General features: G+C 50.2%; 26 protein-coding genes, 1 pseudogene and 1 other annotated feature. Of the genes and pseudogenes, 17 read left to right on the forward strand and 10 right to left on the reverse strand.

Features of this window, described 5'->3' with window-relative positions; translation table 11 throughout:
• Window positions 1-9: 9 nt before the first annotated feature.
• From D9738_RS08600 to D9738_RS08665, 14 genes are read left to right on the forward strand one after another with little or no spacing between them, the layout of a single operon-like run.
• Window positions 10-1842 (forward strand): diol dehydratase reactivase subunit alpha, encoded by a 1833-nt coding sequence (locus D9738_RS08600; RefSeq protein WP_130208661.1) that lies wholly within the window; start codon window positions 10-12, stop codon window positions 1840-1842.
• Complete coding sequence (locus D9738_RS08605) at window positions 1832-2182, forward strand: glycerol dehydratase reactivase beta/small subunit family protein (RefSeq protein ID WP_130259969.1); 351 nt, start codon at window positions 1832-1834, stop codon at window positions 2180-2182. Before D9738_RS08600 ends, D9738_RS08605 begins: the two co-directional genes overlap by 11 nt.
• A gap of 19 nt (window positions 2183-2201) precedes the next feature.
• Window positions 2202-2477, forward strand: coding sequence for a propanediol utilization microcompartment protein PduJ (gene pduJ / locus D9738_RS08610; protein WP_001057752.1), 276 nt, complete (start codon window positions 2202-2204; stop codon window positions 2475-2477).
• Between the two features lie 23 nt (window positions 2478-2500).
• Entirely contained in the window at window positions 2501-2923 is a 423-nt protein-coding gene (locus tag D9738_RS08615) for a BMC domain-containing protein (protein WP_165383326.1), read from the forward strand.
• Between the two features lie 2 nt (window positions 2924-2925).
• Window positions 2926-3558 carry a phosphate propanoyltransferase gene (locus D9738_RS08620; protein ID WP_130259971.1) on the forward strand — a complete coding sequence of 211 codons (633 nt, stop codon included), beginning with the start codon at window positions 2926-2928 and terminating at the stop codon, window positions 3556-3558.
• Window positions 3555-4046 carry a microcompartment protein PduM gene (gene pduM / locus D9738_RS08625; protein ID WP_130259972.1) on the forward strand — a complete coding sequence of 164 codons (492 nt, stop codon included), beginning with the start codon at window positions 3555-3557 and terminating at the stop codon, window positions 4044-4046. The genes D9738_RS08620 and pduM overlap by 4 nt, the downstream gene beginning before the upstream one ends.
• Window positions 4047-4049: 3 nt before the next feature.
• On the forward strand, window positions 4050-4325 hold the full coding sequence (locus D9738_RS08630; protein ID WP_000549830.1) for a EutN/CcmL family microcompartment protein: 276 nt from the start codon (window positions 4050-4052) through the stop codon (window positions 4323-4325).
• A gap of 11 nt (window positions 4326-4336) precedes the next feature.
• On the forward strand, window positions 4337-5344 hold the full coding sequence (gene pduO, locus D9738_RS08635) for a two-domain cob(I)yrinic acid a,c-diamide adenosyltransferase PduO (protein WP_130259973.1): 1008 nt from the start codon (window positions 4337-4339) through the stop codon (window positions 5342-5344).
• Window positions 5341-6726, forward strand: coding sequence for a CoA-acylating propionaldehyde dehydrogenase PduP (gene pduP, locus D9738_RS08640; RefSeq protein WP_130259974.1), 1386 nt, complete (start codon window positions 5341-5343; stop codon window positions 6724-6726). The genes pduO and pduP overlap by 4 nt, the downstream gene beginning before the upstream one ends.
• Window positions 6727-6736: 10 nt before the next feature.
• Complete coding sequence (locus D9738_RS08645; protein WP_130259975.1) at window positions 6737-7849, forward strand: 1-propanol dehydrogenase PduQ; 1113 nt, start codon at window positions 6737-6739, stop codon at window positions 7847-7849.
• Window positions 7846-9189, forward strand: a complete 1344-nt coding sequence (locus D9738_RS08650) for a 4Fe-4S dicluster domain-containing protein (RefSeq protein WP_130259976.1) — start codon at window positions 7846-7848, stop codon at window positions 9187-9189. Before D9738_RS08645 ends, D9738_RS08650 begins: the two co-directional genes overlap by 4 nt.
• Window positions 9190-9191: 2 nt before the next feature.
• Window positions 9192-9746: a propanediol utilization microcompartment protein PduT gene (gene pduT / locus D9738_RS08655; protein ID WP_130259977.1), complete on the forward strand. Its 555-nt coding sequence runs from the start codon at window positions 9192-9194 to the stop codon at window positions 9744-9746.
• On the forward strand, window positions 9746-10096 hold the full coding sequence (gene pduU / locus D9738_RS08660) for a propanediol utilization microcompartment protein PduU (protein WP_130259978.1): 351 nt from the start codon (window positions 9746-9748) through the stop codon (window positions 10094-10096). Before pduT ends, pduU begins: the two co-directional genes overlap by 1 nt.
• 4 nt (window positions 10097-10100) lie before the next feature.
• Window positions 10101-10544, forward strand: coding sequence for a EutP/PduV family microcompartment system protein (locus D9738_RS08665; RefSeq protein WP_130259979.1), 444 nt, complete (start codon window positions 10101-10103; stop codon window positions 10542-10544).
• A gap of 109 nt (window positions 10545-10653) precedes the next feature.
• Here the strand turns inward: D9738_RS08665 and D9738_RS08670 are convergent, their stop codons facing one another.
• The 4 genes from D9738_RS08670 to dacD all read right to left on the reverse strand — a co-directional run bounded on the left by D9738_RS08670 (window position 10654) and on the right by dacD (window position 14172).
• Window positions 10654-10983 carry a DUF496 family protein gene (locus D9738_RS08670; RefSeq protein ID WP_000450409.1) on the reverse strand — a complete coding sequence of 110 codons (330 nt, stop codon included), beginning with the start codon at window positions 10981-10983 and terminating at the stop codon, window positions 10654-10656.
• Window positions 10984-11154: 171 nt separating this feature from the next.
• Window positions 11155-12213, reverse strand: a complete 1059-nt coding sequence (locus D9738_RS08675) for an FUSC family protein (RefSeq protein WP_130259980.1) — start codon at window positions 12211-12213, stop codon at window positions 11155-11157.
• 202 nt (window positions 12214-12415) lie between these two features.
• Window positions 12416-12889, reverse strand: a complete 474-nt coding sequence (sbmC, locus tag D9738_RS08680) for a DNA gyrase inhibitor SbmC (protein ID WP_130259981.1) — start codon at window positions 12887-12889, stop codon at window positions 12416-12418.
• A 116-nt stretch (window positions 12890-13005) separates the two neighbouring features.
• Window positions 13006-14172 (reverse strand): serine-type D-Ala-D-Ala carboxypeptidase DacD, encoded by a 1167-nt coding sequence (dacD, locus tag D9738_RS08685; protein WP_130257598.1) that lies wholly within the window; start codon window positions 14170-14172, stop codon window positions 13006-13008.
• A gap of 211 nt (window positions 14173-14383) precedes the next feature.
• On the opposite strand from dacD, the gene sbcB reads away from it, so the two are divergent.
• A complete protein-coding gene (gene sbcB, locus D9738_RS08690) occupies window positions 14384-15808 on the forward strand; it encodes an exodeoxyribonuclease I (RefSeq protein WP_130259982.1) in 1425 nt (474 codons plus the stop codon).
• Window positions 15809-15883: 75 nt separating this feature from the next.
• Here sbcB and plaP read toward each other — a convergent pair whose 3' ends face one another.
• From plaP to yefM, 6 genes and pseudogenes are all read right to left on the reverse strand, one after another.
• Window positions 15884-17242, reverse strand: a complete 1359-nt coding sequence (gene plaP, locus D9738_RS08695; protein ID WP_000019197.1) for a putrescine/proton symporter PlaP — start codon at window positions 17240-17242, stop codon at window positions 15884-15886.
• The gene (gene yoeI / locus D9738_RS08700; protein ID WP_010723108.1) at window positions 17232-17294 is read right to left on the reverse strand and encodes a membrane protein YoeI; all 63 of its coding nucleotides are present in this window, start codon (window positions 17292-17294) and stop codon (window positions 17232-17234) included. The genes plaP and yoeI overlap by 11 nt, the downstream gene beginning before the upstream one ends.
• A gap of 214 nt (window positions 17295-17508) precedes the next feature.
• Entirely contained in the window at window positions 17509-18438 is a 930-nt protein-coding gene (locus tag D9738_RS08705; protein ID WP_130259983.1) for a LysR substrate-binding domain-containing protein, read from the reverse strand.
• 45 nt (window positions 18439-18483) lie between these two features.
• Complete coding sequence (locus D9738_RS08710) at window positions 18484-19308, reverse strand: SDR family oxidoreductase (RefSeq protein WP_130259984.1); 825 nt, start codon at window positions 19306-19308, stop codon at window positions 18484-18486.
• 82 nt (window positions 19309-19390) lie between these two features.
• Window positions 19391-19646 (reverse strand): annotated as a pseudogene (gene yoeB / locus D9738_RS08715) (type II toxin-antitoxin system mRNA interferase toxin YoeB).
• Window positions 19643-19894, reverse strand: coding sequence for a YoeB-YefM toxin-antitoxin system antitoxin YefM (gene yefM / locus D9738_RS08720; RefSeq protein ID WP_001259255.1), 252 nt, complete (start codon window positions 19892-19894; stop codon window positions 19643-19645). Before yefM ends, yoeB begins: the two are co-directional and overlap by 4 nt.
• A gap of 283 nt (window positions 19895-20177) precedes the next feature.
• Between yefM and hisL the strand changes: the two genes are divergently transcribed.
• Window positions 20178-20228, forward strand: coding sequence for a his operon leader peptide (gene hisL, locus D9738_RS08725; RefSeq protein WP_001364200.1), 51 nt, complete (start codon window positions 20178-20180; stop codon window positions 20226-20228).
• Window positions 20204-20327, forward strand: a sequence feature (His leader region). Its footprint overlaps the gene before it by 25 nt.
• Window positions 20328-20373: 46 nt before the next feature.
• A complete protein-coding gene (gene hisG, locus D9738_RS08730; protein WP_000131780.1) occupies window positions 20374-21273 on the forward strand; it encodes an ATP phosphoribosyltransferase in 900 nt (299 codons plus the stop codon).
• The last annotated feature ends 5 nt before the right edge of the window (window positions 21274-21278 follow it).

Consider the following 21278-nt stretch of genomic DNA (forward strand, 5'->3'; position numbering starts at 1 on the left):
GGACGAACTATGCGATATATAGCAGGCATTGATATCGGCAATTCATCTACAGAAGTTGCTCTGGCGACGCTCAGTACGTCTGGAGAATTGTCATTCGTGAGCAGCGCCCTTGCGGAAACCACCGGAATTAAAGGTACGTTGCGTAACGTATATGGCATTCAGGAGGCGCTCGCACAGGCAACGAAAAAAGTCGGCATCAATGTCAGCGATATTTCGCTTATTCGTATCAACGAAGCAACTCCTGTCATTGGCGATGTGGCGATGGAAACCATTACGGAAACCATCATCACCGAGTCAACCATGATTGGTCACAACCCAAAAACGCCAGGCGGAGTAGGACTGGGCGTGGGGCTCACCATCACTCCACAAGAGTTGTTAACACGTCCGGCGGATACACCGTACATTCTGGTCGTGTCATCGGCATTTGATTTTGCCGATATCGCGACCATGATAAACGCCTCCGTGCGTGCCGGATATCAACTGACTGGCGTTATTCTGCAACGTGATGATGGCGTGCTTGTCAGTAACCGCCTGGAAATCCCTTTACCCATTGTTGATGAAGTCCTCTACATCGATCGTATTCCGCTCGGCATGCTGGCCGCGATTGAAGTCGCCGTTCCCGGGAAGGTTATCGAAACCCTGTCTAATCCGTATGGGATTGCCACTGTTTTCGCCCTCAATGCTGAAGAGACTAAAAATATCGTTCCTGTTGCACGAGCACTCATAGGCAACCGTTCTGCAGTAGTGGTGAAAACACCTTCTGGCGACGTTAAAGCCCGTTCGATACCCGCCGGAAACATCGAGCTGCTTTCTGCCGGACGTACAATACGAGTTGATGTTGCTGCTGGTGCCGATGCCATTATGAAAGCGGTCGGCGAGTGCCCAAAACTGGAAAACGTAACGGGAGAACCGGGCACCAACATCGGCGGTATGCTGGAACATGTTCGCCAGACTATGGCGGAACTGACCAATAAACCCAGCCACGAAATTTTTATTCAGGATTTACTGGCGATAGATACCTCTGTTCCCGTCAGCGTAACCGGTGGGCTGGCTGGTGAATTTTCACTGGAACAGGCAGTGGGTATCGCCTCTATGGTGAAATCCGACCGACTGCAAATGGCGATGATCGCCAGTGAAATTAAGCAAAAACTGCATGTTGATGTTCAGGTCGGAGGCGCTGAAGCAGAAGCTGCAATTCAGGGAGCCTTGACTACCCCAGGAACCACACGCCCTCTGGCAATTCTGGACTTAGGCGCAGGTTCTACCGATGCCTCCATCATCAATCAGAAAGGGGAAATGATAGCCACTCACCTTGCGGGAGCGGGCGACATGGTGACGATGATTATTGCCAGGGAACTGGGCTTAAATGATCGTTATCTGGCAGAAGAAATCAAAAAATACCCGTTGGCAAAAGTAGAAAGCCTGTTCCATTTACGCCATGAAGACGGCAGCGTTCAGTTCTTCCCTACTCCGCTGTCCCCTCATGTATTTGCCCGCGTTTGTGTGGTGAAACCTGACGAACTGGTGCCTATTCCCGGCGATTTAACACTGGAAAAAGTACGTGCTGTTCGCCGCAGTGCGAAAGAGCGCGTCTTCGTCACCAATGCCCTGCGCGCGCTACGTCAGGTAAGTCCAGGCGGAAATATTCGCGATATTCCGTTCGTCGTTCTGGTCGGCGGTTCTTCGCTGGATTTCGAAGTGCCGCAGTTAGTCACCGATGCATTGGCGCATTATCGATTGGTCGCCGGACGGGGGAATATCCGTGGTAGTGAAGGCCCGCGCAATGCGGTAGCTACCGGGCTACTGATTTCCTGGCACAGGGAGTTGGCTCATGGAAAGTAAAGAATATACGCCCGCTATTGTCGTTACGGAAATAGGTGACTGTATCAGTACATGGAATGAGGTGCTTCTTGGCATTGAAGAGGAAGGTATCCCCTTTCGCATTCAACATATCCCGTCAGGTGAAGTCATCGATAGCGCCTGGCAGGCTGCTCGTCAGTCCCCCCTGTTGGTTGGCATAGCCTGCGACCAGGAAAAGCTGATTGTGCATTACAAAAACTTACCGGCATCAGCGCCACTGTTTACGCTGATGTATCAACAAGATAACCATGCCCGGCGCAGCATCGGCAATAACGCTGCCCGCCTGGTAAAAGGCATTCCCTTCAGGGAATGCCACTCATAATCCACAGGAGAAACGCTGTATGAACAACGCACTAGGACTGGTTGAAACAAAAGGGTTAGTTGGCGCAATTGAAGCCGCAGATGCCATGGTTAAATCCGCCAACGTGCAACTGGTTGGCTATGAAAAGATTGGTTCGGGTCTGATTACGGTGATGGTCCGTGGCGATGTTGGCGCAGTAAAAGCCGCCGTTGATGCAGGAAGCGCCGCCGCAAGCGCCGTTGGCGAAGTGAAATCCTGCCATGTCATCCCGCGGCCACACAGCGATGTTGAGGCCATTTTACCTAAATCTGCATAACCCCATTCGCTAAGGAGCACAGCGTGAAGCAATCACTGGGATTACTTGAAGTCAGTGGTCTGGCACTCGCCATCAGTTGCGCAGATGCTATGGCAAAAGCCGCGTCCATCACGCTGGTTGGCCTTGAGAAGACCAATGGCTCAGGCTGGACGCTCATTAAAATCACCGGTGACGTCGCCTCGGTTAATGCGGCGATCGCGACGGGGGCCAGTTTCGCCGAACAGCGAAATGGCCTCGTCGCACACAAAGTGATTGCCCGCCCGGGTGAGGGAATACTGCCCCGCCCAACAGAAACAATGAATATGACGGTGGCAGTAAGCGAAACGCCAGCAACAGTCGCCCCCCCAGAGATTATCTGCTGTAATTTGTGTCTTGATCCCGCGTGTCAACGGCAAAAAGGTGAGCCACGTTCACTTTGTCTGCACTCTGATAAGCGAGGGGAGTAGCAATGGATAAACAAACCTTGCAGGATACTGTTAGCCAGGTTCTGGATGAAATGCGCGAGCGCCCTATCCCTCTGGGCATTTCCAGTCGTCATATTCATCTTTCAACGGCGGATTATGTGCGCCTTTTTCCTGAACAAGCGATCAGCGAGAAAAAGTCATTACTGCAACCTGGTCAATTCGCTGCTGAACAGGTTGTTACGCTGGTGGGTCCAAAAGGCAAATTACACAACGTTCGCTTGTTAGGGCCACTACGTAATTCAAGCCAGGTGGAGATTTCCCGGACTGACGCCAGAACATTAGGGATCACCGCCCCGCTACGTATGTCTGGCGATCTCAGCGGCACACCGGGGATTCGTCTGATAAGCCCGTTTGCAGAGCTGGAAATCGCTTCTGGCGTTATTGTCGCACAACGGCACATTCATATGTCTTCGCTAGATGCCCTGATTTATGGCGTTACACATGGCGATAAAGTGGCGGTCGCCATTGAAGGTGATGAACGACGACTGATATTCGATAACGTTGCTGTTCGCGTCTCACCAGATATGCGCCTTGAAATGCATATTGATACCGACGAGGCCAACGCCGCAGGCGCTGATAATCCAGCCGTTTTTGCCACGCTGGTGTCGTTGCCATGAATAACAAACTGATGCAACACATTGTTGAAGAAGTGATTTTTCGCCTGAAACAACGTGCGGGGAAAACACTCGCGCTGTCGGTTTCGCAACTGCGAGAAGCCAGCGTTAACGAGATAGTTCATCAGTATGCTTCGTTACAAATTCGATACGTCGATTTACCGTTGCTGCGACAACTTGCGGAGAACGAAACGTCCGATCGAGCGGTAATCCACATTCACGAGGCGTTAGCCTGGGGAATACACATTCAATTGTCGTTGCAGAGTCATTTCCTGAACGCCATCAAATTGAAGTCTCTCGCCCATCTACCGCTAACCTGGTGCGACGAACAAGGACAACCAATCTACCTTCATCGTGGTCAGCTTTTAAGTTATGCCGACGTAGTGCAGTTATGCGCAGGGATAGTGGTGTTGCAACGGAAATGTTGTGTGACCGCACTTGCGCGTGAAGCGGCAATGACCCGAAACATTCAGTTAATCAGGCAGGAGTAACCCATGCATCTGGCTCGAGTCACTGGCGCGGTGGTATCCACGCAAAAATCACCATCCCTGGTTGGGAAAAAACTGCTGCTGGTTCGCCGGGTCAGTGCTGACGGCGAACTGCCTCTCACGCCATTAACCGGTGACGAAGTTGCCGTTGATTCAGTCGGTGCAGGCGTCGGTGAGTTGGTACTCCTCAGCAGCGGCTCCAGCGCCAGACATGTTTTTAGCGGTCCCAACGAAGCCATCGACCTGGCAGTGGTCGGCATTGTAGATACGCTTTCGCGCTAAGGAGTTGAAAGATGGCGATTTATACCCGCACAGGTGATTCAGGAAGTACGTCTCTATTTACCGGACAACGCGTGAGTAAAACTCATCTACGCGTCGAAGCCTACGGCACACTGGATGAACTGAACGCGACACTCAGTCTGTGTTATTGCGCCACCGCCATCGAAAGCCATCGCATATTACTGGAAGCCATTCAGCAACAGATATTTTGGTTTAGCGCCGAACTCGCCAGTGAAAGCGAGCAGCCATCAGCGCAGCAGCGTTACATCAGTACGGAAGAAATTGCTGCACTTGAAAAAGCGATCGATAGCGCAATGAGCGCTGTTCCTCCAGTTCACTGTTTCATTCTGCCAGGACGTTGTGAAGCCGCGAGCCGCATGCATTTCGCCCGCACCGTGGCCCGGAGAGCTGAAAGGCGTCTGGTTGAACTGACAACGGAAGCCTCCGTCCGCCATGTTTTACTGCACTATATCAACCGGCTTTCCGATTGCCTGTATGCCCTCGCCCGCGTGGAAGACAACGTTGCTCATCAGAACCTGATGATTCAGGAAATCACAAAACGTTATCACGCAGCCAACCACATTCCAGCATTGAAGGAACGCACGATGTCGCTCACTTTTCAGGATCTTCATCAGCTCATTCGTAGCGCGGCAATGCGCGCGGATGAACTGCATATTCCCGTTGTCATCAGCATTGTTGATGCCAACGGGACAGAAAGTGTTACCTGGCGGATGCCTGATGCACTTCTGGTCAGCAGTGAACTGGCACCGAAAAAAGCCTGGACCGCCGTGGCGATGAAAACGGCAACACACAAGCTTACGGATACCGTGCAACCGGGTGCGCCGCTTTACGGACTCGAAAGCCATATGCAAGGCAAAGTCGTCACTTTTGGTGGCGGCTTCCCCCTCTGGCGTGACGGAATATTGCTTGGAGGGCTTGGGATTAGTGGTGGTAGCGTTGAACAAGACATGGATATTGCCCAAAGCGCAATGACGGCAATTAACGTGGGAGAAAACCAATGAATAACTCTGAATTAGAAACACTGATCCGCAATATTCTGCGCGAGCAGCTAGCACCCACGACATCACAAACGCAAAGAAACGGTATTTTCCAGACTGTCGATGAAGCTATCAGCGCTGCACACCAGGCCTTTTTGCGTTTTCAACAGTGTCCTCTTAAAACCCGCAGCGCCATTATCAGCGCTATTCGCGAAGAATTAACGCCCCGTCTTACAGAACTGGCGGAAGAGAGCGCTAACGAAACGGGAATGGGAAATAAAGAAGATAAGTACTTAAAAAACAAAGCGGCACTCGATAACACACCTGGAATTGAAGATTTAACCACCACCGCACTGACCGGTGATGGTGGCATGGTTTTGTTTGAATACTCCCCGTTTGGAGTTATTGGCTCGGTCACGCCAAGTACCAATCCCACGGAAACCATCATTAACAACAGCATCAGCATGCTGGCAGCTGGTAATAGCGTCTACTTCAGTCCACACCCGGGAGCCCAAAACGTCTCGCTGAAATTGATCGCCATAATCGAAGACATCGCGTTTCGCTGTAGTGGCATTCATAACCTGATCGTTACTGTATCTGAACCGACCTTTGCCGCAACCGAACAGATGATGGTGCACCCTAAAATCAGCGTTCTGGCGATTACCGGCGGTCCGGGTATCGTCGCCATGGGAATGAAAAGTGGCAAAAAAGTGATTGGTGCCGGTGCGGGTAATCCCCCCTGCATCGTCGATGAAACGGCAGATATTGTGAAAGCTGCCGAAGACATCATCAATGGAGCCTCGTTTGATTACAACCTGCCGTGTATCGCTGAAAAAAGCCTGATCGTCGTGACCTCAGTGGCTGATTATTTAATTCAACAGATGCAAAGTTTTGGCGCCCTTCTTCTTAGCCATGAACAAACTGAAAAATTGCGTGCTGTTTGCCTGCCAGACGGCGTCGCCAACAAAAAACTGGTCGGCAAAAGTCCATCAACCTTGCTCGAGGCCGCAGGCCTCCCTTTGCCGGTAAAAGCGCCGCGCTTACTGATTGCCGTTGTTGACGCCGATGATAGCTGGGTTACCAGCGAACAACTCATGCCAATGCTACCCATTGTGAAGGTCAACGATTTTGATAGCGCCCTCACACTGGCGCTGAATGTAGAAGACAGTTTGCATCACACCGCAATTATGCACTCGCAGAACATCTCACGGCTCAACCTTGCTGCGCGCGTTATGCAAACCTCTATCTTTGTCAAAAATGGCCCCTCCTGGGCTGGTATTGGCGTCGGTGGCGAAGGTTTTACGACCTTCACCATTGCTACACCGACCGGAGAAGGGACAACGTCAGCCCGGACTTTTGCCCGCTCACGACGCTGTGTGTTAACCAGCGGCTTTTCCATTCGCTAGAGAAACGGAAATGAATACTTTTTCACTACAAACGCGTTTATACAGCGGACCGGGAAGTCTCAAAGTGCTTAGTCGTTTCACCAATAAGCACATCTGGATTATTTGCGACGCCTTTTTGGCACGCTCACCGCTGATTGATACATTGCGCCAGGCGCTGCCCGACAGTAATCGTCTCAGTATTTTTAGCGAAATAACGCCCGACCCAACTATCCAGACAGTGGTAAAAGGCATCACTCAGATGCAAACTTTACGCCCGGATGTGGTTATCGGTTTTGGCGGCGGCTCTGCACTGGACGCCGCAAAAGCAATTGTCTGGTTTAGTCGCCAGTGTGCTATCGAAATTGAAACCTGCGTCGCTATTCCCACCACCAGCGGCACCGGTTCAGAAGTGACCAGCGCCTGTGTCATCAGCGATCCTGAGAAAGGAATTAAATATCCCCTTTTCGATAACGCACTTTATCCGGATATCGCGATCCTTGATCCATCTCTGGTCGTGAGCGTGCCACCGGCGATAACAGCCAATACCGGAATGGATGTTTTAACCCATGCGCTTGAAGCCTATGTTTCTCCCCGCGCCAGCGACTTCACGGATGCACTGGTCGAAAAAACCGTGCAAATTGTTTTTCAATACCTGCCCACTGCAGTGAAGAAAGGCGATTGCCTTGCCACCCGCGGTAAAATGCATAATGCCTCGACGCTTGCAGGAATTGCCTTTAGTCAGGCGGGGCTTGGGTTAAATCATGCGATTGCCCATCAACTCGGTGGGCAGTTTCATTTGCCCCACGGTCTGGCGAATGCGCTCCTGCTGACGTCAGTTATTCGTTTTAATGCTGGCGATCCTCGCGCCGCCAAACGCTACGCCCGGCTGGCTAAAACGTGTCATTTATGCCCGGACAATGCCAATGACACCGCAAGCCTGAATGCACTCATTCAACATATTGAACAGCTCAAAAAAGCGTGTTCAATACCGACTCTCGCCAATGCGCTGAAAGAAAAAAAAGCAGAATGGTCATCACGTATTCCCGATATGGTTCAGGCGGCGCTGGCGGATGCTACATTGCGTACCAACCCACGTGTGGCTGATACCAATGCTATTGCAGAATTGCTTGAGGAGTTGTTATGAACGTCGAGTTTACGTCCTGCGACGGTCAGACGATCCGCGAGCGAGTACAAGCAGCAGGCGTTGTTGGTGCTGGTGGCGCAGGATTTCCGACACATATCAAGCTACAAGCACGTGTTGATACGTTCCTGGTGAATGCGGCGGAATGCGAACCCATGTTGAAAGTGGACCAGCAGTTAATGGCACAGCAAGCCAGCCGCCTGCTTCGCGGTGTTCACTATGCAATGAAAGCCACCGGGGCCAGTAGCGGAATCATCGCGCTGAAAGAAAAGTATCAACTGGCAATAAACGCCCTCACACCATTACTACCGCCTGATATCCGCCTGCATATTTTGCCCGACGTTTACCCCGCAGGAGACGAAGTGCTGACCATCTGGATGGCTACAGGTCGCCGCGTTCCACCAGCCGCGTTGCCCGTTAGCGTCGGCGTAGTCGTCAATAACGTCCAGACTGTGCTGAATATTGCCAGAGCTGTTGAGCAGCAGTATCCGGTAACGCGCCGCACGCTAACCGTTAATGGTGCAGTTGCTAAACCCGTAACGGTGACCGTTCCCATCGGGATCTCTTTACGCGAGGTACTGGCGCTGGCGGGAGGCGCAACGGTAGATAATCCTGGTTTTATCAATGGCGGTCCGATGATGGGGAGTTTGATCACATCGCTCGATACGCCAGTCAGCAAAACCACTGGCGGCTTGCTGGTTTTACCCAACTCTCATTCACTGATCCAACGTCGAATGCAGGATGACCGCAGCGTACTTGCCATCGCGAAAACCGTTTGTGAACAATGCCGCTTATGCACCGATCTCTGCCCACGCCATTTAATTGGTCACGAACTATCACCACATTTGTTAGTACGTGCAGTTAACTACCAACAGCTCGCTACGCCGCAACTGTTACTGACAGCGCTCACCTGTTCGGAGTGCAACGTCTGCGCCAGCGTTGCCTGCCCGGTAGGTATTTCACCCATGCGCATAAACCGCCTGCTTAAGCAGGAACTACGCGCAAAAAACCTCCGCTACGAAGGTGCCTTAAATCCTGAGGATGCCATGGCAAATTATCGGCTGATTCCAGTAAAACGGCTGGTGGCAAGATTGGGATTAGCCACGTGGTATCAGGACGCGCCATTGTCTGAACACGTACCACAACCCGAAAAAGTGACACTATTGTTACGTCAGCACATCGGTGCCAGCGCAATTCCGTGTGTACAAAACGGCGATCGCGTCGTTCGTGGGCAGTGCGTGGGGCTAATTCCACACGGCACATTAGGTGCCCCTGTTCATGCCAGTATTGATGGCATGGTCAGCGATGTGACAGAAAACGCGATTACGATAGTGAGAGGTTAATCATGTCGAAAGCGGTAGGTATTTTAGAACTTAGCAGTATCGCGAAAGGAATGGAAACCGGCGATGCCATGCTGAAAAGCGCCAACGTTGAATTACTGGTCAGCAAAACGCTTTGCCCCGGTAAATTTCTGCTGATGCTCGGAGGCGATGTCGGTGCAGTACAGCAGGCCATCAACAGCGGCGCTTCCCTTGCAGGTGAAATGCTGGTCGACAGTCTGCTCCTTCCTAATATTCATCCCTCTATCCTGCCCGCAATCAGCGGTCTGAACCATGTTGACCAGCGACGGGCTGTCGGTGTAGTCGAAACCTGGAGTGTAGCGGCCTGCATTGACGCTGCCGATTGTGCAGTGAAAGCGGCAAACGTCACGCTCGTACGGGTACATATGGCCTTTGGTATTGGCGGTAAATGCTACATGGTAGTGGCAGGCGATATTTCTGATGTTAATAACGCGGTATCTGTCGCCAGCGAACGAGCGGGGGAAAAAGGTTTGTTGGTCTATCGCTCGGTAATTGCCCGTCCGCATGAAGCCATGTGGCGTCAGATGGTGGAGGGATAATGTCAACTCAGCACACGACTGAACGAATGATTCAGGAATATGTCCCCGGTAAACAGGTCACGCTGGCACATGTTATTGCCAATCCTGGAAAGGATCTGTTTAAGAAATTAGGCTTACCGGACACCGTTTCTGCTATTGGCATTCTGACGATTACCCCCAGCGAAGCATCTATCATCGCATGTGATATCGCTACAAAATCAGGCGCTGTAGAGATTGGTTTTCTTGATCGTTTTACCGGCGCGGTAGTTCTGACTGGCGATGTTTCCGCCATCGAATATGCGCTTAGCCAGGTCACCCGCACGCTGGGCGAAATGATGCACTTTACCGCCTGCCCCATTACTCGGACCTGACACTATGCGACGCATGATGCTCATTGGCCCCAGCCAGTGCGGAAAAACATCACTCACACAGTGTCTGCGCGGAGAGAATATTCAGTATCAAAAAACGCAGGCAATCGTCTGGTCCCCGGCAACTATTGACACGCCCGGAGAATACCTCGAAAACCGTAACCTTTACAGCGCACTGCTGGTCAGTGCCTGCGAAGCGGACATTATCGCGCTGGTGCTTAATGCAGACGCGCCGTGGTCCCCTTTTTCGCCAGGCTTTACCACGTCAATGAATCGCCCGGTCATTGGGGTAGTCACCAAAGTGGATTTAGCCAGTGAGGAACAGATATCTTTGGTGAAATGCTGGCTACGGGAAGCTGGAGCACGAAAGGTGTTAGTGACCAGTGCGGTAAATAACATCGGGATTGCAGAACTTCTTGCCTTATTGCATACAGAAGAAGGCTGTCGTTAAGCCAGAAATTTCAATATGTTATGAGATGGGTATGATGACTTACAACAGTGAGAAAAGAATCAATGAACAATGAGGATTGCCCGGCAATCCTCATTGAATAAAGCAGAAATTACTTCGCTTCGCCGTTTTTCATTTCGCCCATAGCTTTCAGCTTTTTGGAGATATCGCGGCGTTCTTTGGAGAGCTCAGCATTTTTGATGATGTAATCATCAACACGATCTTCATAGTCGCCTTTCATGCTGGCGATGATGCCCTGAATTGCTTCAACGCTCATACCAGGTTTGATGTAGTCGCTCAGGTTGTCGAGCAGCAGGACGCGTTTCTGGTTGTCACGGATCTTTTTCTCAACGTCCTGGATTTCACGTTGCAGCTTGTTCTTACGGCGGAACAGACGAACAAATTCCAGCACGTCCTGGAATGAAGGCTTGGTAGTTTCCATTTTTATACCCCTGATAATGTGAGAGTCGGATTCGTTTAAGCAACCGCTATTCGTTAGGGCCAACATTACTCATAGCTGCCGCAGATGACAATGCTTTTATCCCTGTTCACTATCATACCCTTTATCCTTGCTGAATCGAAGCAGCAGCAATTTGATTCTGAAGGTCGGAATTTATTTGCGTAAAGCCCGACAAATCAGATTTGACAGTAACTCCAGTTGATGCGCCGTTTCCATGTTTAGCCATACATAGCCATAAATCGGCGTCTCAACGACTTTCAGATCATGATGATTAGCGAGCAACTGGCGCAACTCTTCCACAGCATCGTTCAGTTTTTCTGTATTAGCAAAAACCGGCTGTGGATTGCCTTCGTAAAGGACATGAACAAGAGTCAGCACTATTTGCTGCATCATTTGCTGTGTGTCGCGCAGTTTTTGCGCATTCAGTAGCACAAAATGACTGGGCCTAGTGGCCCAGTAAGCATTGATTTGCAGCTCCAGCATACAAACCAGATTACGGTTAATCGTCTGGATACCTTCATATATCGATTTTGGAATACGGGTTTCTTTGCTGGCGGGCGCAATCAGCCCACGCATTTTCACGGCATCAGCCAGGAGTTTTTGCAGATGGCTTTCCAGATGCGGGCGTTCCAGTAGGTTCGGTGAAAATGCTGATTGGTAGACCCGGTTATATTCGGTCAGACTTTTCGCCAGTTGAATACGCCAGTGGATGAAGGCCCGTTGCGGCCAGATGCCGGTAAACAGCATTGCCAGTAAAGAACCGAGGATCACATCGCCGCTTCGCCATAATGCGGTATCAATTTCACCTGTCGGGGAACCAACAACAATTGCCAGCGTCACGCCAATCAATAAACCTTGATACGGTTTCTTACCCAACGCCAGCCAACCGCAAAGAAACATGGCTGCTGCACACCAGATTAACATCAACGGTAAAGAGATTAACTCCAGTTGCAGAGCGATAAGACCTAAAATCGACCCCAACACCGTACCGCCAATACGTTCGAATGCTCGAGGGACGACGTTACCCCAAAACGAGATAGGCCCCATGATCACCACCATAGTGACCAGTGGCCAGGTGCTTTCCGGGATAGTAAACAGGCGAATAATGAGAAAAGTCAGCAGGAATGCTAGTGCGACGCGAGTACCATGCACGATACGGTAATGACGGTACACACGAATTTCAAACGGACTAAGGCACTTATCAGCTCGCACGCTGGAACTCCGTTAAATAAGGATAAAGTTAACTCAGAACGATTACTGCGGCCAGACACTAAACCAGGTGTCCAGCCGACTTACAAAAAGTAATCCGGAACATTCCCGAAGGGATTATCAGAAGTCTGAAGGTCAATTTTACCCTTTTACATGACGAAAAACAGCGAAGCAATCAGGTTAACACCCTGTTGTTGCACCAGCATTAACCCATTTTCGGCTGCACTGCGACATACATTTCAATATCCCAATAGCCGTCTTCCGCTCCGTTATTAAGATAAACTTCGAAACAGGGCTTAGGTGACATCTGATAAGCACTGTCTTGCAAGAGAGTATTAAAAAACTGATACCATGGCGTAGAAAAATCATCACCTTCTACGCGGGCAACGGCAACCGCATATTGCCCACCGGAGATTTCCGTCAGGATCACGCCTTCACTGTTTTCCGGTAGAGTGAAGTTGTTCTCCAGGGAAACCACCGTGTCACAACGTAACTTTTCGGCAGGTGTTTCATCTGGGTTATCGTAATAGACGGCAAGCCATTCCTTAGGCACAACTTTTTTGTTCTCTACCCACATCATCAACTGCTCAAAACCTTTCTTCACCGTTTGTTCCCACGGGCCAACGAGATGGAAACCTGCAACGGTACGTTTATCTTCCTGCTTAATCTCGTAGTTCATGACGCCTCCACACACTGTTTTTTTGTACAGTATATTTTGCAATGTAAATACCACAAGGAATGAGTGTTGATTATGCGAGCAGACTCGCACTCCTGCCAGTCGGCGCTAAATAAAGGTCAGGATTTATGGTGGAAATAATCGCTCAACCTGGAAAACATACCGCCTTCACCGACAGATTCCAGGGTAACCAATGGCCAGTGCGCAACCAATTTATCACGGTCGTAAAGCTCAATCTCCCCTACCCGCTTATGAGCAGCAATTGGCGCAGTGAGTTCTTTACCATCAAGGGTATATTTTGCTTTGATATTAGGGATCTCCGCTTTCGGCAGCACCATCCAGAATTCTTGTTCCGTTCCCAGTGCGATGTTTTCTTTATCACCATACCAGATGCGTTCCGTACCGACCTTTTTCCCACGGTGCAAAATTTGCACCGTAGTAAAGTTTTGCTGCCCCCAACGCAGTAATTTTCTAGCCTCTTCTTCGCGAGCTTTTGCGCTGTCGGCCCCCATTACCACTGCAATGAGACGGCGTTGCCCATCCACCGCCGAAGCAATGAGATTAAACCCTGCCCCGGATGTATGCCCGGTTTTCAGGCCGTCAACGTTCATGGTTTTATCCCACAATAGCCCGTTTCGGTTTTGCTGGGTGATGCCGTTCCAGGTAAGGCTTTTTTCGCTGTACATATGGTAAAACTCAGGTTCGCCGTGGATGATGGCGCGAGAAAGCACGGCTAAATCATAGGCTGAGCTATGCTGGCCCGGCGCATCCAGACCGTGAACCGTTTCAAAATGGGTATCCTGTAAATGCAACTTTTCAGCGTAATTGTTCATCATTGTGACGAACTGCCGTTGTCCCCCGGCAATATAATCCGCAAGCGCCACACAGGCGTCATTGCCGGAATCCACAATTAATCCACGGCTTAAATCACGTACCGATACGCGATCGCCCTCTTTCAAAAACATCAGTGAAGAGCCGACAAAGACCGGATTATCTTTCGCCCACGCATCGCGCCCCACAGTAACAATATCGTCTGGTGTTATGCGATGGCTATCGATAGCGCGATCGACGACATAGCCCGTCATTAGCTTAGTCAGGCTGGCAGGGTTACGTTGTTGGTGCTCATTACCCGCCGTGAGGATCTGTCCGGTTGTGTAATCCATCAAAACCCATGATCCCGCATGAATCTCCGGAGGTTGGGGTGAAAAGGGAATATTTTCCGCCGCAAAACCAGACGATAAATTAAAAACGAACAAAGAAGCAGCAATAATAAGACGGCGTTTCAACAGCAAATCCTCAGGTGTTTCCAATAGCTGTTCTTTTTACGGAAATCCTGATGAACTGGCTGGAATAAAGTGCAAGAAAATGTGACATTTATCTCATTTTAATCTGACATTATCTGTTTTCACACGCAGCCAAAATATCGCTCTAAAGCTGATTAGCACGGTGATATTTGATACTCTGGCATACAACAGAAATAACGGATTTAACCTAACGATGAATGACGGTAAGCAACAATCTACCTTTTTGTTTCATGATTACGAAACCTTTGGCACGCACCCCGCGTTAGATCGCCCAGCGCAGTTTGCCGCCATTCGCACTGATAGCGAATTCAATATTATCGGCGAACCTGAAGTCTTTTACTGTAAGCCTGCGGACGATTATTTACCCCAGCCAGGGGCGGTGTTAATTACCGGCATCACTCCACAGGAAGCGCGTGCAAAAGGGGAAAACGAAGCTGCCTTTGCCGCCCGTATTCACTCGCTTTTTACCGTACCGAAGACCTGTATTCTTGGTTACAACAATGTGCGTTTTGACGACGAAGTTACACGCAATATCTTTTATCGTAATTTTTACGATCCCTATGCCTGGAGTTGGCAACATGATAACTCTCGCTGGGATCTGCTTGACGTGATGCGTGCCTGTTATGCCCTGCGCCCGGAGGGGATTAACTGGCCTGAAAATGAAGATGGTTTACCGAGCTTTCGACTTGAACATTTAACCAAAGCTAATGGTATTGAACATAGCAACGCCCACGATGCGATGGCCGATGTGTACGCCACTATTGCGATGGCGAAGTTGGTGAAAACACGTCAACCACGGCTGTTTGATTATCTCTTTACCCATCGTAATAAGCACAAACTGACGGCGTTGATTGATGTGCCGCAGATGAAACCGCTGGTACATGTTTCCGGTATGTTTGGCGCATGGCGCGGCAATACCAGCTGGGTGGCGCCACTGGCGTGGCATCCTGAAAATCGCAATGCCGTGATTATGGTGGATTTGGCAGGAGATATCTCGCCACTCCTGGAGCTGGACAGCGACACGCTGCGCGAGCGTCTGTATACCGCAAAGGCCGATCTGGGCGATAACGCCGCAGTCCCGGTTAAGCTGGTGCATATCAATAAATGCCCGGTGCTGGCGCAGGCGAATACGCTGCGCCCGGAAGATGCCGACAGGTTGAGAATTAATCGTCAGCATTGTCTCGATAACCTGAAAATTCTGCGTGAACACCCGCAAGTGCGTGAAAAAGTGGTTGCGATATTTGCTGAAGCCGAACCATTTACACCTTCAGATAACGTCGATGCACAGCTCTATAATGGCTTTTTCAGTGACGCCGATCGCGCCGCAATGAAAATTGTCCTGGAAACCGAGCCGCGTAATTTACCGGCACTGGATATCACCTTTGTCGATAAACGTATTGAGAAACTGTTATTCAATTATCGGGCGCGTAACTTCCCGGGGACGCTGGATTACGCCGAGCAGCAACGCTGGCTGGAGCACCGCCGTCAGGTCTTCACAGCAGAATTTTTGCAAGGTTATGCTGATGAATTGCAGATGCTGGCACAACAATATGCCGATGACAAAGAGAAAGTAGCGCTGTTAAAAGCGCTTTGGCAGTACGCAGAAGAGATCGTCTGAAACAAAAAAGCCGGAGCGATATAAACTCCGGCTTTTTTAGATTTACCGGATGATTATGTCATCCGGCTTTAAAGATTATGCTACGTCTTCGTACTGCGGAACCGGGTTGCGGAAGCTCTTAGTCACGCAAGCCAGGTAAATCAGACCGATAGCCGCCCAGATCAGCCCCAGAACCATTGAGCTTTCTTCCAGGTTAACCCACAGCGCACCTACAGTCAGCGCACCACACATCGGCAGGAACAGATACTGGAAGTGATCTTTCAGCGTCTTGTTACGTTTCTCACGGATCCAGAACTGCGAGATAACCGACAGGTTAACGAAGGTGAACGCCACCAGCGCACCAAAGTTAATCAGCGCCGTTGCCATTACCAGGTCAAAGTTGATTGCCAGCAGAGCAATCGCGCCAACCAGGATAATGTTCATCGCCGGAGTACGCCATTTCGGGTGTACATAACCGAAGAAGCTTTTCGGGAACACGCCGTCACGACCCATTACGTACATCAGACGCGCTACGCCTGCGTGCGCCGCCATACCGGACGCCAGTACGGTAATGGTGGAGAAGATCAGCGCGCCAACCTGGAACGCTTTGCCCGCAACGTACAGCATGATTTCAGGCTGTGACGCATCCGGATCTTTAAAGCGAGAGATATCCGGGAAGTACAGTTGCAGGAAGTAAGTTGCAAAGATGAAGATCATGCCGCCAATCAGCGCGGTCAGGAAAATCGCTCGCGGGATCACGCGCTCTGCATCTTTGGTTTCTTCCGACAAGTTGCTGATGCCGTCAAAGCCGGTAAAGGAGAAGCACAGAATCGTCGCACCGGTAATCATCGGGATGACATGTGCATCACCGGACCAGAACGGACGCGTGCTCGCCAGCGTACCAGCGCCTTCACCTTCAAATACGCCATACACAACCATGCCCAGAATCACCGCGATCAGCACTACCTGCAACACCACGATTACAGTGTTGAAGTTCGCTACGGATTTCAGACTACGCAGGTTAAAGGCGGTCATAAAGGCCACCAGCGCCACCACAAACATCCACGATGGGATGGAAGGCACCAGAGCTTCAAAATAGATTTTCGCCAGCAGAATGTTGATCATCGGCGCGAACAGGTAGTCGAGCAGAGAAGACCAACCCACCATAAAGCCAACCGTCGGGCTAATGGATTTCTGGGCGTATGTGTATGCAGAGCCAGCAGAAGGATAGCGGCGAACCAGCTTCCCGTAGCTCAGAGCCGTAAACAGGATCGCAATCAATGCGAACGCATAGGCTGTCGGCACATGACCATCCGTGAGGCCTGAAACGATACCAAAAGTATCAAACAGCGTCATCGGCTGCATATAGGCAAGACCCATCATTACAACCGGAACTAACGTAAGCGTTTTACGCAATTCCACGCGAGAGGTGTTTGGAGTAACGTTATGCGACATGGTCATTCTCCTTTACGGTGATAACCGTCGCGTAAGCAAAAAATTGCCCCATTTTTTTGGATTCCTCAGCGACAACAACTGTCGATTTTTAGTAAATATCTATCCGGTACGAAGCCCGGCCTCTTGGTATGAATGATTGGTTTGAAGCAAAAAATAACCGACGCGGATGAAACGTCGGTTTTTAGTCATTTTTTGACAGCGGCGCATTGTGCCTAAATGGGGGGTAAATGACAAGAGAATGAGAGGCTTGTCATATAATTTTTTATTTAAATGGCTGATTTTCCGTCATCATATTTTGCATAAACACCAGCAATAGCACTATTTGCTAAAATCTCATCACGCCACCACGCACTGGCAAGCCCTGCGGTTTGTTCATTCCAGCCAATCCATACGGGTTCAAAGAGGGATTGCGCAACCACTTTCTTCTCAATTAACGCGCCACTATCGAGAAAGCGTTGCGCCAGATAGCGCGGTAAATAACCGCAACCAAGACCGCTGATTTGTAATTCCAGTTTGGTTTTAAAATCAAATACGGTAATGGCCTCTTGTTCGTCGAGAAGTTGTGATGCCGTAGATGCGCCAGCCTGCGCGGTATCACCCACGATAATCGCCCGATAGCGTTTAATGATACGGCGATTTAACGGTTCCTCTTCCAGAGCTAACGGATGATGAGGAGCAATCGCGAAAACTTGTTCCAGACAGCCCAACCGAGAGAAACCATATTCGCTGGAAGATGGCGGTTCATGCATCGCGCCAACAATAATATCTGCTCGCCCCTGAGTCAGGGCATCCCAGGAACCGCCCAGAACGCCATTGATAAACTTCAGACGCGTGACGTTGTGATGTTGATAAAAGGCTTCAATGAGTGGCGCAAGCAGTGAAAAGGGAAAGGTATCATCAACCCCGATTACCAGCTCGTTTTCCCAACCTTCATGGAGTTTGATCGCCTGCTTTTCCAGTTCATGCACAGCATGGAGAATTTCCCGCCCCTTCTCCAGCAACATTTTTCCGGTGCGGGTAAACTTAGCGCGGTGACCACTACGATCAAGCAATTGAATATTAAGGTCGCTTTCCAGCTTGTGAACAGTATAACTGAGGGCAGATGGCGTCTTATACAGTTTGGCTGACGCCGCCGCAAAACTACCCTCTTTTTCTAAGGCATCAAGGATCATCAACACGTCCAGCAGTGGTTTCATACACGCCCCCTTGCGGTGTATGCGGCATTCTGCTGGCGTGATGCTTTACTCCAGCGGCATTACCAGTGGATCGGGATACTGGTATTCAAATCCCAATTCATTACAGATCCGGCTGCCATCAATAATTTTACCTTTGCCGCTGTCCAGGCTATTCCTGAACTGCGGAGGTTCCAGTCCCAGTAAACGGGCCATCTGTGGATAGAAAACATTACGCGCAGGGTGAGCTGGCGCACATATATTATAGATGTGCCCGCCTTTAGGTGCCTGTAACAACAGAGTGATAGCGCCAATAACATCTTCCAGGTGGACTAAATTGACGCCGTGTTCTCCATCCGGCGCAGTTTTTCCGGCAAAGAAACGGCCGGGATGACGCCCAGGCCCGACCAGACCAGCAAGACGCAAAATATCAACCGAAGTACCGGGTAAATTGTGCAGCCAGTCTTCCAGCTCTTTTAACACTCGTCCACTATGGGTCAGCGGATTACGCGGAGTGTTTTCTTTCACTGTGCCTTGCGCATCACCGTAAACAGATGTTGAGCTGGTAAAAATAATGCGGGGAATGTGATAAGCCAGCGCGCTATCCACCAGCTCCTGTACCGCTTGTAAATAGAACTCATCGCCGGGGCCGCTGCGGCGTGCCGGAAGCGTAATGACCAGCGCGTCAGCATCCATCAGGGCATCCAGATCGTCAGAGTCGCAAACTAAATCGGGCTCCATGCGAAGCAGATAGCTATCAATGCCACTCATTTGGGCCGCATCTACGCCATCTTGTGTAGTTTTACTCCCAGTGACTTGCCAGCCTCGTGCTGAAAGTGACATCGCCAGCGGCATGCCTAACCACCCTAACCCGACAATTGCGACCTTTTTCATCCGTTTTCTCCTGATACACCTTAGATCTATAAGGCTACGCCAGCGTATCAAAACTGACAATTCATTCTATGAATGAATCTCTTCAATAATGATAACGACATGCTGCAATAAGCAGTGAATCGTCAGTAACCGCGCATACCAGACGGTTCTCCTCTGTAATGCGTCGGGACCAGAAGCCTGACAAATTATGTTTCAGGGGTTCTGGCTTCCCCTTACCTTCAAATGGCGTTCTGCGGGTATCTTTGATAAGTTCATTGATCTTTTTAACAATTCGCTTATCTGTTTCCTGCCAGTACAGATAATCATCCCCCTGATTCCTCAGACCCGATTAGTTTCACTCGATAATGTCCTTTTCCGTTCCTTTGCCTGATTTCAGGCTATCAATTGAGTCCATCAATCTCCGGGCGTTAGCGGGGGAACGCAGTAGATAAGCCGTTTCTTCCAGCGAGTTGTATTCTTCGAGTGACATCAGAACACAAGCCTCTCCATTCTGACGAGTAATAAGGATCGGGGCATGATCTTCAACGGCTTTCATCATTGTTGCCGACAAATTCTGACGCGCTTCGCTGTAGCTAATTGTACGCATGTCAATCTCCTCTTTTGTACAGTTCATTGTGCAATGATGAGTGGCAATAAACTATTTATTAATTAGCCAGTAGCTCAAAGCATTGTCAGCGAGACGAAAAATCCAGGCTTCGCTATTTTTGGTGCCGTCAGGTTAGAGGACTGTCCTCTTAGCCCCCTCCTTTCCCCGCTCATTCATTAAACAAATCCATCGCCATAAAATATATAAAAAAGCCCTTGCTTTCTAACGTGAAAGTGGTTTAGGTTAAAAGACATCAGTTGAATAAACATTCACAGAGACTTTTATGACACGCGTTCAATTTAAACACCACCATCATCACCATCATCCTGACTAGTCTTTCAGGCGATGTGTGCTGGAAGACATTCAGATCTTCCAGTGGTGCATGAACGCATGAGAAAGCCCCCGGAAGATCACCTTCCGGGGGCTTTTTTATTGCGCGGTTGATAACGGTTCAGACAGGTATAAAGAGGAAAAAGAAAATGACAGACAACACTCGTTTACGCATAGCTATGCAGAAATCAGGACGTTTAAGTGATGACTCACGCGAATTGCTGGCGCGCTGTGGCATTAAAATCAATCTTCACACCCAGCGCCTGATCGCGATGGCAGAAAACATGCCGATTGATATTCTGCGCGTGCGTGACGACGACATTCCCGGTCTGGTAATGGACGGCGTGGTAGACCTTGGGATTATCGGCGAAAACGTGCTGGAAGAAGAGTTGCTTAACCGCCGCGCCCAGGGTGAAGATCCGCGTTATTTTACCCTGCGTCGTCTGGATTTCGGCGGTTGTCGCCTTTCGCTGGCAACGCCAGTTGATGAAGCCTGGGACGGCCCGCTCTCCTTAAACGGTAAACGTATCGCCACCTCTTATCCTCACCTGCTCAAGCGTTATCTCGACCAGAAAGGCATCTCTTTTAAATCCTGCTTACTGAACGGTTCTGTTGAAGTCGCCCCGCGTGCCGGACTGGCGGATGCGATTTGCGATCTGGTTTCCACCGGTGCCACGCTGGAAGCCAACGGCCTGCGCGAAGTCGAAGTTATCTACCGCTCGAAAGCCTGCCTGATCCAGCGCGATGGCGAAATGGAAGAATCCAAACAGCAACTGATCGACAAACTGCTGACCCGTATTCAGGGTGTGATCCAGGCGCGCGAATCAAAATACATCATGATGCACGCACCGACCGAGCGTCTGGATGACGTCATCGCCCTGCTGCCAGGTGCCGAACGCCCAACTATTCTGCCGCTGGCGGGTGATCAACAGCGCGTCGCCATGCACATGGTCAGCAGCGAAACCCTGTTCTGGGAAACCATGGAAAAACTGAAAGCGCTGGGTGCCAGTTCGATTCTGGTCCTGCCCATTGAGAAGATGATGGAGTGATCGCC

This window comes from Escherichia sp. E10V5, assembly GCF_004212315.1.
Taxonomy (GTDB): domain Bacteria; phylum Pseudomonadota; class Gammaproteobacteria; order Enterobacterales; family Enterobacteriaceae; genus Escherichia.

Coding starts and splice junctions, on each gene's coding strand:
- yefM (WP_001259255.1), bottom strand. CDS start 19,894: ATGCGTACAATTAGCTACAGCGAAGCGCGTCAGAATTTGTCGGCAACA.
- sbmC (WP_130259981.1), bottom strand. CDS start 12,889: ATGAACTACGAGATTAAGCAGGAAGATAAACGTACCGTTGCAGGTTTC.
- pduJ (WP_001057752.1), top strand. CDS start 2,202: ATGAACAACGCACTAGGACTGGTTGAAACAAAAGGGTTAGTTGGCGCA.
- sbcB (WP_130259982.1), top strand. CDS start 14,384: ATGAATGACGGTAAGCAACAATCTACCTTTTTGTTTCATGATTACGAA.
- pduM (WP_130259972.1), top strand. CDS start 3,555: ATGAATAACAAACTGATGCAACACATTGTTGAAGAAGTGATTTTTCGC.
- D9738_RS08710 (WP_130259984.1), bottom strand. CDS start 19,308: ATGAAAAAGGTCGCAATTGTCGGGTTAGGGTGGTTAGGCATGCCGCTG.
- D9738_RS08670 (WP_000450409.1), bottom strand. CDS start 10,983: ATGGAAACTACCAAGCCTTCATTCCAGGACGTGCTGGAATTTGTTCGT.
- D9738_RS08705 (WP_130259983.1), bottom strand. CDS start 18,438: ATGAAACCACTGCTGGACGTGTTGATGATCCTTGATGCCTTAGAAAAA.
- pduT (WP_130259977.1), top strand. CDS start 9,192: ATGTCGAAAGCGGTAGGTATTTTAGAACTTAGCAGTATCGCGAAAGGA.
- pduP (WP_130259974.1), top strand. CDS start 5,341: ATGAATAACTCTGAATTAGAAACACTGATCCGCAATATTCTGCGCGAG.
- plaP (WP_000019197.1), bottom strand. CDS start 17,242: ATGTCGCATAACGTTACTCCAAACACCTCTCGCGTGGAATTGCGTAAA.
- pduU (WP_130259978.1), top strand. CDS start 9,746: ATGTCAACTCAGCACACGACTGAACGAATGATTCAGGAATATGTCCCC.
- hisG (WP_000131780.1), top strand. CDS start 20,374: ATGACAGACAACACTCGTTTACGCATAGCTATGCAGAAATCAGGACGT.
- D9738_RS08630 (WP_000549830.1), top strand. CDS start 4,050: ATGCATCTGGCTCGAGTCACTGGCGCGGTGGTATCCACGCAAAAATCA.
- pduO (WP_130259973.1), top strand. CDS start 4,337: ATGGCGATTTATACCCGCACAGGTGATTCAGGAAGTACGTCTCTATTT.
- D9738_RS08645 (WP_130259975.1), top strand. CDS start 6,737: ATGAATACTTTTTCACTACAAACGCGTTTATACAGCGGACCGGGAAGT.
- D9738_RS08650 (WP_130259976.1), top strand. CDS start 7,846: ATGAACGTCGAGTTTACGTCCTGCGACGGTCAGACGATCCGCGAGCGA.
- D9738_RS08620 (WP_130259971.1), top strand. CDS start 2,926: ATGGATAAACAAACCTTGCAGGATACTGTTAGCCAGGTTCTGGATGAA.
- D9738_RS08600 (WP_130208661.1), top strand. CDS start 10: ATGCGATATATAGCAGGCATTGATATCGGCAATTCATCTACAGAAGTT.
- D9738_RS08605 (WP_130259969.1), top strand. CDS start 1,832: ATGGAAAGTAAAGAATATACGCCCGCTATTGTCGTTACGGAAATAGGT.
- D9738_RS08665 (WP_130259979.1), top strand. CDS start 10,101: ATGCGACGCATGATGCTCATTGGCCCCAGCCAGTGCGGAAAAACATCA.